Origin of the sequence: Clostridium sp. C8-1-8, assembly GCF_009928445.1 — a bacterium.
Taxonomy (GTDB): Bacteria; Bacillota; Clostridia; order Clostridiales; family Clostridiaceae; genus Clostridium_AR.
Genome location: NZ_JAABNO010000002.1, coordinates 289,174 through 307,476, shown reverse-complemented (window position 1 = coordinate 307,476; position 18,303 = coordinate 289,174). Strand labels below are relative to the sequence as shown.

Sequence of the window (18,303 nt, the reverse complement as noted above, 5' to 3'; positions counted from 1 at the left end):
AAAAATACACCTCCATAAAACTTTTATATAAGTTTCATAAAGGTGTACTACTTGTATATCCTTAATAGAATTAACAGAATTTCAACATATACCATAACGGGTTAGCTTTTTGCATGTATACCATAATGGATAACAGCAACCTAACATAAACCATCTAGGCTAAACCATTTATATCACGACTATCCTTCCCATCCTTCAGGGAACTCAGCATTGTGATAAACATTTTGTACGTCGTCATCTTCCTCTAGCTGATCAAGCATCTTTTGGAACTTAACTGCTGTTTCTTGATCTATTGCAGTATATGTATCTGGAATTCCTTTTATATCAGCTTCTAAGAATTCAAGGCCATTAGATTCTAAAGCTTCTCTTACTGTTCCAAACTCTTCTGGTGAAGTTGTAACAACATAAACTTCATCTTCTGCGGAAAAGTCTTCAGCACCAGCATCAAGTGCTAGCATCATTAACTCATCTTCATCTAAAGAATCGGATTTTTCGATTACTATTTCACCTTTCTTTTGGAACATAAAGCTTACACAACCTGTTGATCCCATGTTACCGCCTTGTTTAGTGAATGCGTGTCTTACATTTCCTGCTGTTCTATTCTTGTTATCAGTTAATGTTTCAACTATAACAGCTATTCCTGCAGGACCATATCCTTCATAAACTATTTCTTCGTAAGTAACTGTGTCAGCTTCTCCAGCTGCCTTTTTTATTGCTCTTTGTATATTATCATTAGGCATATTTGCTGCCTTTGCTTTAGCTACAACGTCTCTAAGTTTTGAGTTTGACTCAGGATTGGCTCCACCATTTTTTATTGCCATAGCAAGCTCTTTACCTATTTTTGTAAAAACCTTACCTCTTTTAGCATCAACCTTACCTTTTTTTGCTTGTATATTATGCCATTTTGAATGTCCTGACATTATTGTTCCTCCTAACCATTATCTGAATACAATAAATTCCTAAATATTATATCATAGCCATTTTCTATATTCAACTTTAGTAAAATGGCTGTATTGTCTAAATATCACTATCCTTGCCAATGAATCCTTATTAATTTAACTTTTTATATTACCGAGAACTATATTTTCTTAAATAATCTCTTGTCTTGTCTAAAATACATGCCTTCTTCATCTTCAGCAATCAATATATTTCCATTAGTTTCTTCCATAAATCTTTCCTCTATTGTTTTAGCATCTTCCTTCTCTGCTAAAATAAATAAATCAATTACATCTGTATACTCTACACTCTCAATATGCCATTGATTTTGACCACATAGGTATTGAATTTTTCCGAAAAGATCATATTCCAAGGTAACACTAAGTTTGACCCCTAAAACCTTGTCAACTATCCCAGCTGCACTTATGGCTATAGAGGCTCCTTTTGTATATGCTCTCGTTAATCCTCCGGCCCCTAAAAGTATCCCACCAAAGTACCTGGTTACTACTACGGTGCAATCAGTAATACCGCTTTTCTTTATAACTTCTAATATTGGAATGCCAGCGGTTCCTTGGGGTTCCCCATCATCACTATATCTTTGAATGTTCATATTTTGTCCAACTACATAGGCATAGCAATTATGGGTGGCAGCCTTATGCTTAGCCTTAATCTCAGATACAAATTGCTTTGCTTCCTCTTCTGTTTCTGTTCTCTTTATATACCCTATAAACTCAGATTTCTTCTCTTCGAAACTATCTTCCCCATAACCTTTTACAGTTAAGTACTTCATATATATTTTTCCTCCTACATATAAAAAAATTTACTGAAGCGATTTTCTTCAGTGAATCTTTTTGTGCATCTGCCTTTTCTGAACGTATGTGAAGAAATTCTGGCAGGCAACATTTTTTCTTTTTTATTCTTTTATTAATATTTACCTTCCAACGCTTCATAGCATAATCATTCATAAATACATATAAACCATATAACCTTTCTAAAGAATAAAATTTACTTAAGCGTATTTCTTCAGTAAACTTTTTTGCCCATCTACCTTACATTTAAATTAATATATCTGCAATTATGTCTATTCCCTTTTCTATTTTATCGCAATCAGTTTGTGAAAATCCTACCTTGAAATATCTCTCTCCTTGGTTCGAATGCTTGTAGAACATAACTCCAGGTGTTATTAAAACACCTCTCTCCCTAAGCTTATAGAAGAGTTCAATTGTATTCAAAGATATCTCATCTCTTAGTTTAAGATAAAAATGCAACCCTCCTCCAGGAGGACTGAACTCAATCTTTTCTTTAAGCTTAACTTCAATTTCCCTCTTCATAAACTCATATCGTTCTTTATACTTTATATTTAGAAGCTTTATATGCTCAATCCAGTAATCTCTTTCCATATACATTTCCAGTGCTCTTTGCATCAAAGAGGATGTAGATATATCTGTATTTACTTTAGAGTTCTGCACTGAGTCCTTATATTCCTTAGGGCATACCAAGTACCCTATTCTTATACCAGGTAAGAATATCTTTGAAAAACTTTTTATATATACTACTCTATCATATCTATCAAAAGACTTCATTGATGAATATTTAATCTCAGAATCATAAATTAGTTCCGAAAGATAATCATCTTCTATTATAAAGAAGTCGTGTTCTTCTGCAAGCTTTAGGAGCTCTTGTTTTTTATAATCTGAATAACTTATTGTAGATGGGTTCTGAAAGTAGCTCATAAAATAGAAGCATTTAATCTTATTCTTTTTTAAAATAGCTTTTAAAGCATCTAGATTAACACCATCATTTTCTATGGGAACTTCAAAAATATTAGCTTTTCTTGATTTGAACACAGATAAAGCTCCACTATATGTAGGTTTTTCTACAATAACATTGTCATTTACATTAATGAGAGCTTTAGAGACAATATCTATACCTTGCTGAGCTCCTGAGACGATTAGTATGTCATCATAGTCCAGAGAATTTTCCCAAAACTTCTCATTTATACGTTGTCTTAACTTTTCATAACCTAAAGCGTCCTGATATATCAAAGCTTCAGCGCCATCTCTATCTAGCACGTCATTTAATACAGCTTTAAGATCTGCTACAGGAAAGAAATCTGCAGATGTGGTTTCTCCAGTAAAATCAATCATATCATTCAGCTTACCACTATTTAGTCTTTTAAAGGTAGATGAATAGCTCTTTTTAAAACCTCTAATTGCATCCTTTTTTTTCGCGTATGTCCCGCTTCCTATCTTTTGGTTTGCATACCCCTCCATTTGAAGTTTTTTATATGCATTAATAACTGTGACCTTATTTAAATGTAAAAAGTCTGCTAACTCTCTAATTGAAGGTAATTTCTCCTCATCCTCAATTTGGTTTACCTCAATCAAGTGCTTTATATGAGCATATAACTGGATATATTTATTTACCTCTTCATTAAAACTTAATCTATACTTATCCATAACATTCCCCTAAACCAAGAGGCATCCACAAAGTGGATACCTCTAACAATATACATTCTCCTCACCTATAAGGCTTCCAGATAAACTTTTTATGCTTCTGTATCCTTTTTTTAAGATTTTTCTACTAGCTAACTCTATCAAAATATCTTCCATATGTATTTCAAAGTCATTAAAATAATTATGTTTTTTTATTTCTTCAGAACTCATGTAATTCTTATTTTCCCTAAAGAATTTAATTAGTGCAACGCAGCAGTTCTTAATGTTCTTATCTAAAAAAGCTTCTATAAAATCAATAGTTTTAGTCATTTCACTCTCTAGATTATCTCCTTGACTAATAAGGTTGTCTACCATTTGCTGTAAAGTATCATCTAAGTTTGAAGCTACACTTATAACATCCTTACTTACCATATATCCATTATAATTTAAAAACAAACTACAAAACTGCTCAACAGCTTTCATACAAGCTAAGTAACCTGCCTGTATACTGTTATTAGCTATAAGTTTCTTACACTGGCTTATCTCCTTTAGGATATTGCCTAAGTAAACTAAATTCCACTTTTCTCTTTCGCTATCACTTATATATCTAAAACTGTTAAATATATTTGTAATATTTTCATCATTGGAAAAAATAAGTTTTGAAGATATCAATATCCTATGCATATAACTACCAGCAATGTTATTCTTATTAAAATTCAAGAAATTATCTTTGCTTAGAAGTTTCATATGCACTGAAATATTATTCTCTTCAGTATATATATTTCTTATATCTTTATCATCATCCCCTATAATGACAAAGATATCTATATCAGAACCCTGCCATAAGTCTCCAGTCACCATACTTCCAAAGACCATAACAGCTAGAACATCTTTATTCTTCTTTAATCTTTCAACAACAGAATTGAATGCCTTCTGATATCTTAAAATCTCCTTTGACATATTTTTGCCCCCTTACATATCACATATATCTATGGATACACTTTTCTATAACTATTATACTATGAAGTACAATAGTTAACCATAATAATGTAATATATACATTTATATAAAGACACTTTTTATACCAATATTTTTAAGCTCATGGCAATTTATACACTGAAACACATGCCTGCAATCATCATTTTCATACTCTAATTCATCTTCTGGTGCATAAGAGTCTCTAAATTCTTGAACTCTTCCACTATCCTTCATAATTTGGCCACAGTTAGGACAAGTTATCTCTATATTTGTTAAGCTATTACATAACGGACAAACTTTTTCCATAATAAATCCCTCCAATAGTTTATAATATAATATAAACCTTAATCTTGGAGGGTTATTCATATGGATCAATATTATTTTTAAAGAAATCAACTCTTGTTTTTGCCAAATCCCACAACTCTTCAGCTTCATCAAGAATATCTAGCGAAAAGTCCAAAGCTTTTTTTACATATCTCTTCTGACCATAATTATTAGCTTGATATAGATTAGACATACCTGCAAAGTTTTGTGCTGCTGTACTAAGCTCCCATACCAAATCAACTATAGGCTTAACCTTTCTATCATAATATATCCTTTCCAGTTCATTGACTTGTAAAGACTGCGTAGCAGTTTTTAGTTCATCTGTCTTGGCTATCACATCACCGGCCAAGATATACTTATCTGCATTGCTTAATCCACTTCCACTAGCATTACTACCGCCACTACCAATTTGTTTTTGTTTATCCACCGCTTGTTGTAGCTGCCAAAGTGGATGTCCTGGGTTTATGGCTAAAGTGGGATTATTTCCAACCAATCCTTGATTAAATATTCTGCTATTATCTTCTGCAGTTCTTCCATCTTTGTCTGAATTACTATCTAAATTATCCTTATCTTTTTCATCCATACGATAATCTTCTCTCAATAATAATTATATATATATTTATATTAGGTGGAAAAACTTTTTATTCTGAATACGAAAACAATATATAGACATGCTATAACTGTTCACCGAAAGTATTTCTAAGAAATTTAGCTATCTTTTAAAAATATTGTTAAAATTAAACCTGAAGCTCATATTCTTTACTTTTATTATAAATTTCCTCATCAACTACAGCCTTAATATAGGTACCATCTTCTTTATACTCCTCTTCAACAACTTTTGCATTTCTATGAAGAAATGCAACCATATGTTGATCAGAATATGGTACTAGTACCTCTATATCTCTCATCTTGTTTGGAAGCGTACTTCCTATTTCCTTTAACAATCCTTCTAGATTAACATTGTTTCTTGCGGAAATCTCTACTATGTTATATTGATTATTCTTATCCTTAATAGCTTCTATTACCTCAGTTGTTGTCTTATCTATTTTATTAAGTACTAAAATAATTGGTTTATCCCTAACACCAAGCTCCGCCAAAACTTCTTCTACAGCATATATCTGTTCCTGTGCATAAGGAGAAGAGGTATCTACTACATGGCATAATATATCTGAAAATATTACTTCTTCTAAAGTAGATTTAAACGCTTCTACCAGATCATGAGGTAACTTTCTAACAAATCCAACAGTGTCTGTTAGAGTGGCTATTCTATTATCTAAAAGAGTGATTGCTCTTGTGGTAGTATCCAAGGTTGCAAATAACATATCTGCTTCAAAAACTTTTTCTTTATTAACTGTATCTCTTGAAGCTGCCATATCGCACAAAGTATTTCTAAGTGTAGATTTACCTGCATTTGTATATCCTACTAGAGATATCTGAGGTATATTTTGCTTATTCCTTTTTTCCCTTTGAGTCTGTCTATTCTTTTTTATCTTTTTTAACTCGCTGGATAAATCATAAATTTCTTCTCTTATATGTCTTCTATCAGTCTCTAATTTCTTTTCTCCTGGACCTCTTGTTCCTATTCCACCACCAGTTCTTGAAAGCACAGTTCCAAGTCCGGAAAGTCTGGTAAGCCTATATTTTAACTGTGCAAGCTCTACTTGAATCTTTGCTTCTCTAGTCTTAGCTCTTCTTGCAAATATTTCAAGTATCAATGTAGTTCTATCTATAACCTTAGTTCCGATAGCTTCCTCAAGATTTCTTACTTGTGACCCTGAAAGTTCATCATCAAATATTACTAAATTAGCTCTATAGGTCTGTCTTAAAGTAGCTATTTCATTAACTTTTCCACTTCCTATATAATACGCAGCATCTATTTTACTTCTATTTTGGAAAACCCTTGTTATAACTGGTATATCACATGCTCTAGTAAGCTCATCTAACTCATCTAAACTCTCTTCACTATCACAACCTACAATAATAGCTTTTTCTGAGTAGTCTTCGAAAACATTATTTGATCTTATTATATCTTCAATGTGATTGATTCTATCTAATATATTTAGTCCTAAGACTGCTTCAAGTGACAGATTTTTCTCTTCTTCCGCAATCAGATTTTCATCTTCTACAAAGCAGTATCCTAAGGATAAATCTGTAACCTTGCCTTCTGATACTCCTACTGCTACAATACAATCTAGCTTCAGCTTAAGAAGCGCTGAGATATCTAAGGCAGAAAGGTTTGAAGCTCCATTAGGATGAGTGTGTATTATTCTAACACCAGAAAGCTTCTTTTCACTTATGTCAATAAGAGGCATCTCTACAGAAGTACTATCTCCAATTGCTACACTTTTCACAGATCCCTTTCTATCTATAGCTACACTTATTTCTCTATCTAAAACCGTTGTAATCTCAGAAATCTTATTTACAACCTCTTCTATGCAAACTGAGTATTTAGGTATCTTAAAATCATAGATTTTTTCTAGTTCATTTAAGATGCTATTTCTAACTCCTTCTACGTTACCATATATCATTATATTACTACCTCCTTTAAGGCATTAGCTTACTTGACAACTTTCATATTATTTTATATTATAAAAACAACTTTGTAAATGTTGTAGAAATATATATCCTACATATATATTTATGGTTAAATTAATTTTAATTATGTAAGGTTATGAAATTAAATATGTACTCTTTATTACATAATTGAATCGCTATAAAATGCAATATTGATGACGTAATAGAGAAACATATCAATTAATACTATAATTTAATTTGATGGAGGATCATCATGGAGGATAAAAAACGTAATATACTTTTTAGTGAAGAGCAGATAGCAGCTAGAATAAAAGAAGTTGGTAAAGTTATAGCAGAAGATTATAAAGATAAAAACCTTTATGTTTTATCTTTACTTAGAGGAAGTTTTATATTTGCAGCCGATTTAGTTAGAAATATAGATACTAAGGCTAAGATAGGATTCATGACTACATCAAGCTATGGACATTCTGAAGAAAGTTCTGGAGTTGTAAAGATTGTAAATGATGTTCCAGACAATATACAAGGATATGATGTGCTTATTGTTGATGACATTGTTGACTCAGGAATTACTATGGATTTTGTAGTAAATCACGTTAAGTCTCTAGGTGCAGCTTCTGTAAAGACTGCAGTTCTATTAGATAAACCATCAAGAAGAAAGGTATCAATAGAACCTAATTACTGTTGTTTCCAAATTGAAGATGTCTTTGTAGTTGGATACGGATTAAACTATGGAGATTATTACAGAAATGTTCCTTATGTTTTCAACTGGGAACAATAAATAAAAGAATATTTTATTTAGTAAAAAATGTACTTGCTTTAAAAATTCCTATAATTTAGGGAGCTTAGAGCCTGTACATTTTTTTTGCTATTTCTTTATTCCATCTAAATTTAAATCTAGTGCAGTTCTAGGTACCTTTCCTACAATAACGGTTTCTGCTATAGGCATTTGATTTTTCACTTCAACTTCATCATTTTCCAAAGGAATTATCACTTTCATCTTGGTATAGACTTCCACATAAATCTTATGTCTAGTTTGGTTTATTCCTGCGGTTTCAAAATCAGATGAGTATTTAGTCTCTATCCTTCCTATAGGCTCCATTTTAACCGTTATTTTAGGTCCCCAGTACGACATTATATTACTCTTGGTCACATAACCCAAAGGAAGCTTTATCCCTACTGATCCTATTGCATTTATTTCCTTTTGGGACTTTAATGCAACCTCTGAGGCTATGGCATTCATCTTTACAGTATCAGCCTTAAGCATTACTATATTTCCTTCTTTATCCTTATCCACTCTTATTATATCATCATAGTTAAATTTATTTGAGTAGACATCTAAGATATTTTGGTTTATTATTTCTGTAGCCCTAGATCTCATTTCTGCATTGGCTACTACCATAACTGTAGGAGTAATTATTTTATCGAAATAGTATATAAAACCAAAAAAAGTGGATATGATTATAAGTAAAGATGAAATAATAATTAATTTATAATTTTTATTTTTGCTTGTCCTCAATTTTTTCACCAACTTATCATAGTGTATTCACTTTATTAATATGCTATAATGTTGTAGAATATTTTTTATTTCCTGCTTGAAATTAAATTTTAGGAGGATGCGATGGCAGATAAGAAGAAAAAAAATATAAATAAAAAACGCAAAAAGAAAAAAAAGTCTAGGAAAGTACTTAGAGCGTTTCTGTTTTCATTTTTATTTTTAATACTCACAGTGTTTGTAGTTGGTGCAGGGTATGTTTACGCAATAATCAAAAATGCTCCTGAATTGAATGTAAATAATGTACTCTCACTTAGCCAGCAATCAAGAATATATGATAATAAAGGTGAATTAATGGACAATGTTCAAACGGACGTTCAACGTATAGTTGTTCCTTACAATGATATTCCTGATGGACTTAAAGATGCCTTCGTCTCAATCGAAGATGAAAGGTTCACTTCTCACAAGGGGATTGACGTTAAAAGAATATTTGGCGCTGTATATATCGATGCAAAAAACATAGTAACTGGTAAAAAAGGACTTCATGGTGCTTCAACCTTGACTCAGCAATTACTAAAGAACACAATATTAACTAACGATATATCACCTCAAAGAAAAATAACTGAAATGTATTTAGCTTTAAAATTGGAAGGCCTTCTAAACAAACAACAGATATTAGAAGCCTATCTAAACACAATACCTTTAGGTGGACAGGTCTATGGCGTAGAAGCTGCATCACTTAAATATTTTGGTCAAAGTGTTAAAGATAAGAAGCTTACATTGGTTCAATGTGCATATCTTGCTGGTATGAATCAAGCACCTTCTTACTATGATGCTTTCTCTCCACAGAATCAAAAGAATCCAAAGCCATATAAAGACAGAACAAAAACAGTCTTAGGAAAGATGCTGGAAGTAGGAAAGATACATCAAGACGATTACGATAAGGCTATCAAAGATGTAGATGCCGGTAATTTTGGGTTTAAGCCTAAGACTAGCACAACTGAAAAGATGAACTTCGAATGGTTCTCAAGACCTGTAATACAACAAGTAAAAAATGATTTAATGCAGAAATATAAATATAGCGAGGCAGAAGCCTCAAAGATGCTAACAAATGGCGGACTAAAAATATATACAACTATGGATAGGAATCTTCAGCAATCAACTCAACAGATTCTTGACGATAATAATAGTTTTGGAAAGCTTATGAACAATAAGGATGATTACTCTCAAGCCGGAAGCTATAAGTGGCCTAAGCTTCAAGCTTCAGCTACTATAATAGACTACAAAACAGGCCAAGTTAAAGCTATGATCGGTGGTAGAGGTGACCAACCTCCTATGAGTATCAACAGAGCTTACAGTACAGCTGGGCTACGTTCAATTGGATCTGCTACAAAACCACTTACAGTTTACGGCCCTGCAATAGATATGAAGCTTATGACCCCAGCAACTCCAGAAGAGGATACTCCTCTACCTGAAGAAATAAGTAAAAAATATCCTAGGGATGATAAGGGACAGCTTTGGAATCCTAAAAACGAAGATCACTCTTATAAAGGAACTATAACCTTAAGAGATGCTCTTAAGTACTCCAGAAACCCAGTAGCCGTTAAAATAGAAGATGCTATTGGACTTAACGTTGGTCTTTCTTATGGCGAAAAATTTGGACTAAGATATAATAAAGCTTCTAAATCAAGTATAGCAACCTTATCTCTTGGTCAGTTTAACAATGATCCAAAGGACAGAGATGGAGGAAACAGTTACATCATGGCTGCCGCTTACGGAACCTTTGGTAATTCTGGTGTATATACTCAACCTGTACTTTATACAAAAGTAGTGGATGCTACTAATAAGGTAATACTTGATAATAGCACTCCAACAACTAAAAAGATTTTATCACCTGAATCATCTTATGTAATGTATGATTTGTTAAAAGGACCTGTTAGCTGGTCTTCGCATTATGCTAAGTTTGGTGATATCCCTGTAGCAGGTAAGACAGGTACCACAAACGAGAATAAAGATCTTTGGTTCTCAGGACTAACACCATACCTTTCTGCTGCAGTTTGGGTAGGCTATGATCAACCAACTGTACTTAATGGATTTAGTGGTGAGACCGTATCCCCTATTTGGGGAAAGATCATGGCAAAAGCCCATGAAGGACTTCCTTATAAAGAGATTGAAATGCCTTCTGGAGTAGTTAAAGCTGCAGTATGCATGGATTCCGGAAAGGTTGCTACAGATTTGTGCAGCAAAGACCCTAGAGGCAACAGGGTCATTGAAGATATCTTCGTTGAAGGTACAGTTCCAACTGCCCTTTGCGACGTTCATGTGGCTGCTAAAATAAATAAAGCAAATGGTAAGTTAGCTACTGACAATACTCCGTCTAGTTTAGTTGAAAACAGGATATTCGTTAAAACACCAAATCAAGGTGGGGCTTCACTACCAACAGAACAAGATGATTCAAAACCTACAACTCCAGCTACTGATAATAATAGTAATCCTAACGGAGCAGCTACTACTGATCCTAGCACTATAGGAGGTTCTACTACTGGTGGAAGTGGAACAGGTGGTAGCAACAATAATGGAAGTGGAACTACACCTGGTGCAACCACTCCTCCAACTACGACAGGAGGACCAAGTGGTACAGGTACAACTGCAGGTACAGGTGGAACCCCTACTATCCCTGCTACTGACCCAAAACATTAGGATTTTCTTAAGAATTTAGAAATTAAGAAGTTATACAGTCTATACTATATAGTCAATCTACGCTCATTAAAGCATCTGATGACTACACCTTAATTTCAACACGGTGCTATTGAAGCACCAAACATTAAAAGGTAGCTCTTATGAGCTACCTTTTTTACATCATTCTTTGAAATGCTATACTCTTATCTACTTCTTTTTTCTCAATATCTAACGTAACCCTATATATCTTAGGACAACCTACTTCTCTCCACCTTTTCATATACTTAACATTAGCTTCAGTTTCATAGTAATAGCATTCATCATACTCATCAGAAAACTCTAAGAAACTAAGTATACTATTTTTATGTATCTTCACCATATCCTTATCCAAGTTATTTACAATTGTATTAAGATACTTTAACGGAATAACATAAGGATAGATAGTCTTTCCCTTTAGCCTTTTGCTATCAAATAAACACCTTTTTATTATAGAATTATCTTTAAATTCTTCTTTTATATGAGCTCTCAAAATCAATGCTCCTGTCTTATTCTTTTCAATTCTAATTCCTATCATCTTATCCATCCTTCTCATTAGTAAAAAATCAATTTAGTAAAACTTTACCTGTTCTCATCATATTCTGTTAGATCTTCCAACTGGTAAATTATAGCATTAACTGATATTTGTAGTTCCATAAGTGAAAGCAATAGCGATATAAGTAACGCTACTAAACTAATACCAAAGGTTATCTGCCCCAAAACTTGTTTGTTTAAAAACAAAGATAGCATTGATAGAACACACAAAAAGAAACTAAAAACTCCCATTATCTGCATATACTTTATAAGCCTAACTCTCTTATTCAAATTCTTAATCTGAGCTAAAATTCTCTTCTCAGGATTTTTTCTATGCTGCAAATCTAATTGTCTAAGCAATTGAGCAAGAGTTGCAAACCTACTTGTATATGCTGATATCAATAATGAAATTGCAGTAAAAAGCAAAGCTGGTGTAGTAAGTTCCAGTTTCAAAATATCCCTCCTAAAACTATTTGTTTTCCATATAGTTCATTATCTCTAGTACTTTTTCTTCTCCTAAAAGTTTTTTTATAGCATTTAGTGATATATCTAGACTGCTCATTATACTAGATCCTATCATTACCCTTCCATTGTCAACTATGGACTTATTAACTATTTTTAAATTTGGACACATATTTAATATTTCACTTCTTAATTTTGAATGTACAGCTACTGGCATGTCTTTAATTAAGTCACTTTTAGCAAGCATCATTATACCTGAATCTATTACTAATACCATTTCACATTTGTAGTAACATCTCTTTAAAAATTCTAACAAATCTTGATTTGATAAAATATCTTGCTCATATTTCCCACTTGGGATAATCAATATATTAGGGCAATCACTATCTTTAAAGCTTATATTTGAGGATATAGTAAAGCTGCTAGAAGTTTCAACTTCACCTTCTTCTATTCCTACTGTATTTATGGTAAAAACGTTTCTCTTATATATTTTATTAGCTAAAGAAAATATTTCAATAGGTCCGCTTACGCTAAGTAAATCAACGCCTCCTAATGCTATAATAGAAACATTCTTATTTTCACATCTCTCTCCTATTAAAAACTTTTCCTTGGTAAGCTTAAAAGTTATATCATTGCCATGTCTTGCAACGGCTTCAAATCCCAATTTTGCGAAAGATTCCTGGGCTTTTTTAGTTGAAACTGTATCCATCATAACTAGACCACCAAACTCATAGAAAAAGTATTCCAAAATAAGCCTTGTAGCCTCAGAACCGTAACCATTACCTCTGTGATTATTTTCTATTTTCAAATTAAATCTCGCTATTTTAGTAGCCGAATCATAGCCATGAAAACTAACTTCTCCCACTGGTATATCTTTTTTATTAAAAACCAAGCAGTAAAAATTTTTTCCATCGGTAGGCATTACCATCTTCTTATAAAAGCTTTCCCACTTATCCTCTTGAAAAGAAAATACACCACCTATTTCCTTCATAGTCTCATAATCACACCAAAGCTTTTTAACATAATTAAGTTCTTCGAATCTTGGTTGTTTTATATAAACTAAGTTTCCATCTCTTCTATATAAATCATTAATCTTCACTAAAAATCACCTAATTTCCATATTTGAAACTTAAACATTACTAATATTTTCATTAAACTTATTATATCTCAATAACCATACTTTTTATAGAAGAATCTTGCAAATGGAATATAATTTTATTCTAAATAAAATTATATTAATTGACTGAATTAGGAGTTTTATTAATTCTTGCTTTTAAAAAAATAATATATTAGAATCCACTAATTATACATATTTAAAAAAATAAATCATTTTCCAGTTTTTTTGCGAAAACTATTGATTTATATGAAAAAAATTACTATAATTACCTTGTTTGTTTAGTAATTATAAACTACATGTTTAGTAATACATAGGTATAATTTTATCTAATTTATAAGTTGGAAGGTGTAAAAAATGCAAATTGGAGAAAAGATTAGAAGATTAAGAATTGAAAAGCAGTTAACTCAAGAAGAACTAGCCAATAGATGTGAATTGTCTAAAGGCTTTATATCTCAACTTGAAAACGACCTAACTTCACCTTCAATTGCTACTCTTATGGATATTCTAGAAATCCTTGGTACAAATCTTACTGAGTTTTTCAGTGATGATTCCAATGAGAGAATAACATTTACATATGATGATATGTTTGAAACTGAAAGTGAAGATTTGAAGTATAAACTTATGTGGCTTGTTCCAAATGCTCAAAAAAACGCAATGGAGCCCATAATGATAACCTTAGAACCAGGTGGAAGATATGTTGAAGAAGAACCTCATGAAGGTGAAGAGTTTGGCTTTGTACTATGTGGCACTATAAATCTCCATTTAGGTGATAGAAAAGTTAAGGTAAAAAAAGGGGAAAGCTTTTATTTTAAACCCAAAGCTAATCATTTTATTTCGAATTGTGGTAAAACTGAAGCTAAGGTCATTTGGGTAAGCACTCCCCCTTCATTTTAATATAAACGAGGTGTTTGTTGTGAATGATAATATTATTGAGATTAAAAATGTATCTAAAAGTTTTAAAAATCAAATAGTAATAAATAATCTAAACTTAGATATAAAGAAAAATGAATTTTTAACACTTCTCGGCCCAAGTGGATGTGGAAAAACAACTACTCTAAAGATGTTAGCTGGTTTTGAGAGTGTTGATTCTGGAAGTATAAGCTTTGAAGGCAAAGAAATTAACAGTATTCCATCCTATGAAAGACAGATAAATACAGTATTTCAGAACTATGCACTTTTTCCTCACATGAATGTATATGAAAATATCGCCTTTGGTTTAAAAATAAAAAAACTTTCTAAAGCTTTAATTGATGAAAAAGTAACTAATATCCTAAAACTTATAGATTTAGAGGGCTTTCAGAAGAGAAGTATAGAATCTCTAAGTGGTGGTCAGCAGCAGAGGGTTGCTATAGCTAGAGCCTTAGTTAATGAACCTAAAGTCCTTCTTTTAGATGAACCACTAGGAGCTTTGGACTTAAAGCTTAGAAAAGAAATGCAGTTAGAATTAAAGAAGATACAGAAACAGCTAGGGATAACCTTTATTTTTGTAACTCATGACCAAGAAGAAGCTCTTACTATGTCAGATACTATTGTTGTTATGAACGAAGGTAAAATCCAACAGATGGGTACTCCTGAGGATATATATAACGAACCAATTAATCCTTTTGTAGCTAAATTTATTGGAGAAAGCAATATTATCGATGGAGTTATGTTAGATGATTATAAGATAAGATTCTGTGATAGGGAGTTTGAATGTGTTGATAAAGGTTTTAATAAAAATGAAGATGTTGATGTTGTTGTAAGACCAGAAGATATTAAGATAGTTGACCATACTTCAGGCATGCTTAAAGGTAAGGTTACTTCCACGGTTTTTAAAGGAGTTCATTATGAAATTGAAGTTTTAGGACAAGATAGGAATTGGTTGCTCCATAATACTAAAAACGCTCCAGTAGGCTCAGAAATAGGATTAAATATTTATCCAGAAGACATACATATAATGAAAAAAGGAGCTACTGCATAATGAAGAAAAGATCCTATGCAGCTTATCCTTATTTTGTTTGGAGTATTTTATTTATCATAATTCCTCTTTTTATAATCCTATTCTTCAGCTTTACTCAAAAAATTGACGGTAGCACCATATTTTCGTTGGACAACTATCACAAACTATTAAGCCCAATTTATCTGAAGGTATTTTGGCGATCCATTTACCTTGCTTTTATATCTACGTTGTTATGCCTAGTTATAGGATATCCTGCAGCATTCTTTCTATCAAAGGTAGATGTTAGGAGAAGGAATTTACTTATTTTATTATTTATACTTCCAATGTGGATGAATTTTCTTTTAAGGACTTATGCTTGGATGTCTATACTAGGTAAGAATGGTTTTATAAATACTGTTTTAACTAAAATAGGACTGCCATCCATGACATTACTATATACTGATGCAGCAGTACTTCTTGGTATGGTATATAATTTTTTACCTTACATGGTATTACCTATTTATACTGTACTCATAAAAATAGACAAGAATCTTATTAACGCAGCTCATGATTTAGGTGCAAATAAAACTCAAGTATTTAGAAAAGTAATTTTCCCTCTTACTCTTCCAGGTGTTATTTCTGGAATAAGCATGGTATTTATGCCTGCAGTTACAACCTTTGTAATATCTAGATTACTTGGCGGAGGCCAATATATGCTTTTAGGAAATCTTATTGAAGGTCAATTTACAAACATAGGCGATTGGAATTTTGGATCTGCAATTTCCATATTTATGATGATAATTATTCTAATATCTATGGCTGTTATGTCTAGATTTGATAGCGAAGATAATAAAGAAGGGGGTGGTCAACTATGGTAAAGAAGTTAGGCTCAAAATTTTATTTGGCCTTGGTTTTCTTATTTCTTTATGCCCCTATAATTGTTTTAATAGTGTTCTCCTTTAACAACTCTAAGTCAATGGCTCTTTGGGAGGGCTTTACTTTCAAATGGTATGGAGAACTGTTAAATGACGATAGAATACTGACAGCGCTTTATTATACCTTAGCTGTTGCAATAACTTCTGCTACCGTTTCAACTATAGTAGGAACCCTTAGTTCAATAGGTATTTATAAAATGAAAGGACTAAGTAAAAAACTTATTTTAAATATTAACTATCTCCCAGTATTGAATCCGGATATAGTTACAGGAATTGCTTTAATGAGTCTATTTGCATTCTTCAGTCTACAGTTTGGACTTACAACCATGCTTTTAGCTCATATAACCTTCAATATTCCTTATGTAATACTATCTGTGCTACCAAAATTAAGACAACTTCCAAGCAACATAGAAGAAGCAGCTATGGACCTTGGTGCTACCCCAGGCTATACACTAAGAAAGGTTATTATCCCTCAGATAAAACCTGGCATAATATCTGGCTTTTTAATAGCATTTACTATGTCCATTGACGACTTTGTAATAAGCTTCTTTACTACAGGCTCTGGAGTTACAAATCTTTCTATAGAGGTTTACTCAATGGCCAAAAGAGGGATAAAGCCTGAAATAAATGCTTTATCTACAATAATGTTCCTAGTGGTATTAACATTATTATTAATAATAAATAAAAAAGAATCATTGATAAGAGGTGAACAAATTGATTAAATCGAGAAAACTTATTGCTTTACTTGCCACTACCCTAGTTGCTTCTTCTTTATTTGTAGGTTGCAACAGCAAAACAAAAGATTCCAGTAAGAAAGTGTTAAACGTCTATAATGTTGGTGATTACATAGACGAATCTCTACTTAAAAAATTTGAAGATAAAACAGGGATAAAAGTTAATTATGAAACCTATGATACAAATGAGATAATGTATCAAAAACTCAAAGGCGGCAATTCAAGTTATGATATAGTTGTTCCTTCAGACTATATGGTAGAAAAAATGATAAAGGAAAATATGTTAGAAAAAATAGATTTTAGTAGCATTGAAAATTATAAAAATATAGATAACAGATTTAAAAATCTTTCTTATGATCCTAAAAACGAATACTCTGTTCCTTATATGTGGGGTACCTATGGTATTCTATATAATAAAAAATTAGTTAAAGATCCTGTAGACAGCTGGGACATACTTTGGAATGAAAAGTATAAAGGTCAGATATTTATGCTTGAATCAATAAGAGACTCAATGGGAGTTGCTTTAAAGAAATTAGGTTATTCACTTAATACTACTAAGGATGATGAGATTAATAAGGCCAAAGAAGCTCTAACAAAACAAAAACCTTTAGTACTAGCTTATGTTAATGATGAAGTAAAAGACAGAATGGTACAAGAGGAAGCTGCACTAGCCGTGGTATACTCAGGTGATGCAGTAACTATGAAGCAAAAGAATGCTAACCTTGAATATGTAATACCAAAGGAAGGAAGTAACAAATGGTTTGATACTTTATGTATACCAAAAGGAGCCAAGCATAAAGAAGAAGCAGAAAAGTTTATAGACTTCCTTCTTGATCCTGAAGTATCAAAACAAAACACAGAATACATTGGGTATTCTACACCTAACAAAGCTGCTTTAGATTTGTTAGATGATAAGGTTAAGAATGATAAGACCGCTTATCCTTCTGATGATGTACTTAATAAATGTGAGGTTTTTGTTGATTTAGGAGATATATTAAAGAAATATGATGATGCTTGGTTACAAGTAAAATCAAAATAGATATAAAGTTTATCTTTATAGTTTCTCACGAAAAAGAAAAGCCTCTTTATTAAAACTTTGTTAGGCTTTAACCTTCACTGAGGCCTATTAATGAAAAAATCACTAATGATAATTATTTCATTAGTGATTTTTTCATGCATCTGCATTTC

The 18,303-nt window shown here is 32.1% G+C and carries 18 protein-coding genes; 7 read left to right on the top strand and 11 right to left on the bottom strand.

Annotation, left to right across the window (positions count from 1 at the left end):
• Positions 1-179: 179 nt before the first annotated feature.
• The 7 genes from GXK57_RS03150 to hflX form a co-directional block, all read right to left on the bottom strand.
• Positions 180-920 carry a YebC/PmpR family DNA-binding transcriptional regulator gene (locus GXK57_RS03150; RefSeq protein ID WP_160671289.1) on the bottom strand — a complete coding sequence of 247 codons (741 nt, stop codon included), beginning with the start codon at positions 918-920 and terminating at the stop codon, positions 180-182.
• A gap of 158 nt (positions 921-1,078) precedes the next feature.
• On the bottom strand, positions 1,079-1,726 hold the full coding sequence (locus tag GXK57_RS03145; protein WP_160671286.1) for a YigZ family protein: 648 nt from the start codon (positions 1,724-1,726) through the stop codon (positions 1,079-1,081).
• 265 nt (positions 1,727-1,991) lie between these two features.
• Complete coding sequence (locus GXK57_RS03140; protein ID WP_160671283.1) at positions 1,992-3,395, bottom strand: PLP-dependent aminotransferase family protein; 1,404 nt, start codon at positions 3,393-3,395, stop codon at positions 1,992-1,994.
• Between the two features lie 42 nt (positions 3,396-3,437).
• Complete coding sequence (locus tag GXK57_RS03135) at positions 3,438-4,331, bottom strand: nucleotidyltransferase domain-containing protein (RefSeq protein WP_160671280.1); 894 nt, start codon at positions 4,329-4,331, stop codon at positions 3,438-3,440.
• A 102-nt stretch (positions 4,332-4,433) separates the two neighbouring features.
• Complete coding sequence (locus GXK57_RS03130) at positions 4,434-4,655, bottom strand: hypothetical protein (protein ID WP_160671277.1); 222 nt, start codon at positions 4,653-4,655, stop codon at positions 4,434-4,436.
• Between the two features lie 52 nt (positions 4,656-4,707).
• A complete protein-coding gene (locus tag GXK57_RS03125) occupies positions 4,708-5,256 on the bottom strand; it encodes a hypothetical protein (protein WP_160671274.1) in 549 nt (182 codons plus the stop codon).
• A gap of 154 nt (positions 5,257-5,410) precedes the next feature.
• Positions 5,411-7,201, bottom strand: coding sequence for a GTPase HflX (gene hflX / locus GXK57_RS03120; protein WP_160671271.1), 1,791 nt, complete (start codon positions 7,199-7,201; stop codon positions 5,411-5,413).
• A 260-nt stretch (positions 7,202-7,461) separates the two neighbouring features.
• Here hflX and hpt point away from each other — a divergent pair, with 260 nt between their 5' ends.
• Positions 7,462-7,986, top strand: a complete 525-nt coding sequence (gene hpt, locus GXK57_RS03115; protein WP_160671268.1) for a hypoxanthine phosphoribosyltransferase — start codon at positions 7,462-7,464, stop codon at positions 7,984-7,986.
• 87 nt (positions 7,987-8,073) lie between these two features.
• Here hpt and yunB read toward each other — a convergent pair whose 3' ends face one another.
• Entirely contained in the window at positions 8,074-8,724 is a 651-nt protein-coding gene (gene yunB, locus GXK57_RS03110; RefSeq protein ID WP_160671265.1) for a sporulation protein YunB, read from the bottom strand.
• Between the two features lie 102 nt (positions 8,725-8,826).
• Between yunB and GXK57_RS03105 the strand changes: the two genes are divergently transcribed.
• Complete coding sequence (locus tag GXK57_RS03105; protein ID WP_160671262.1) at positions 8,827-11,400, top strand: PBP1A family penicillin-binding protein; 2,574 nt, start codon at positions 8,827-8,829, stop codon at positions 11,398-11,400.
• A gap of 154 nt (positions 11,401-11,554) precedes the next feature.
• Here the strand turns inward: GXK57_RS03105 and GXK57_RS03100 are convergent, their stop codons facing one another.
• From GXK57_RS03100 to GXK57_RS03090, 3 genes are read right to left on the bottom strand one after another with little or no spacing between them, the layout of a single operon-like run.
• A complete protein-coding gene (locus GXK57_RS03100; RefSeq protein ID WP_160671259.1) occupies positions 11,555-11,953 on the bottom strand; it encodes a hypothetical protein in 399 nt (132 codons plus the stop codon).
• Positions 11,954-11,997: 44 nt separating this feature from the next.
• Complete coding sequence (locus GXK57_RS03095) at positions 11,998-12,402, bottom strand: DUF2721 domain-containing protein (protein WP_243156357.1); 405 nt, start codon at positions 12,400-12,402, stop codon at positions 11,998-12,000.
• Between the two features lie 16 nt (positions 12,403-12,418).
• Entirely contained in the window at positions 12,419-13,510 is a 1,092-nt protein-coding gene (locus tag GXK57_RS03090; protein ID WP_160671256.1) for a GNAT family N-acetyltransferase, read from the bottom strand.
• Positions 13,511-13,882: 372 nt separating this feature from the next.
• On the opposite strand from GXK57_RS03090, the gene GXK57_RS03085 reads away from it, so the two are divergent.
• The 5 genes from GXK57_RS03085 to GXK57_RS03065 are packed head-to-tail and all read left to right on the top strand — an operon-like array spanning position 13,883 to position 18,154.
• On the top strand, positions 13,883-14,422 hold the full coding sequence (locus GXK57_RS03085; protein ID WP_160671253.1) for an XRE family transcriptional regulator: 540 nt from the start codon (positions 13,883-13,885) through the stop codon (positions 14,420-14,422).
• 19 nt (positions 14,423-14,441) lie between these two features.
• Positions 14,442-15,488 (top strand): spermidine/putrescine ABC transporter ATP-binding protein, encoded by a 1,047-nt coding sequence (potA, locus tag GXK57_RS03080; protein ID WP_160671250.1) that lies wholly within the window; start codon positions 14,442-14,444, stop codon positions 15,486-15,488.
• Positions 15,488-16,324 (top strand): ABC transporter permease, encoded by an 837-nt coding sequence (locus tag GXK57_RS03075; protein WP_160671247.1) that lies wholly within the window; start codon positions 15,488-15,490, stop codon positions 16,322-16,324. The genes potA and GXK57_RS03075 overlap by 1 nt, the downstream gene beginning before the upstream one ends.
• Positions 16,318-17,103, top strand: a complete 786-nt coding sequence (locus GXK57_RS03070) for an ABC transporter permease (RefSeq protein ID WP_160671244.1) — start codon at positions 16,318-16,320, stop codon at positions 17,101-17,103. The genes GXK57_RS03075 and GXK57_RS03070 overlap by 7 nt, the downstream gene beginning before the upstream one ends.
• Entirely contained in the window at positions 17,099-18,154 is a 1,056-nt protein-coding gene (locus tag GXK57_RS03065) for a spermidine/putrescine ABC transporter substrate-binding protein (protein ID WP_202127669.1), read from the top strand. The genes GXK57_RS03070 and GXK57_RS03065 overlap by 5 nt, the downstream gene beginning before the upstream one ends.
• Positions 18,155-18,303 lie beyond the last annotated feature (149 nt).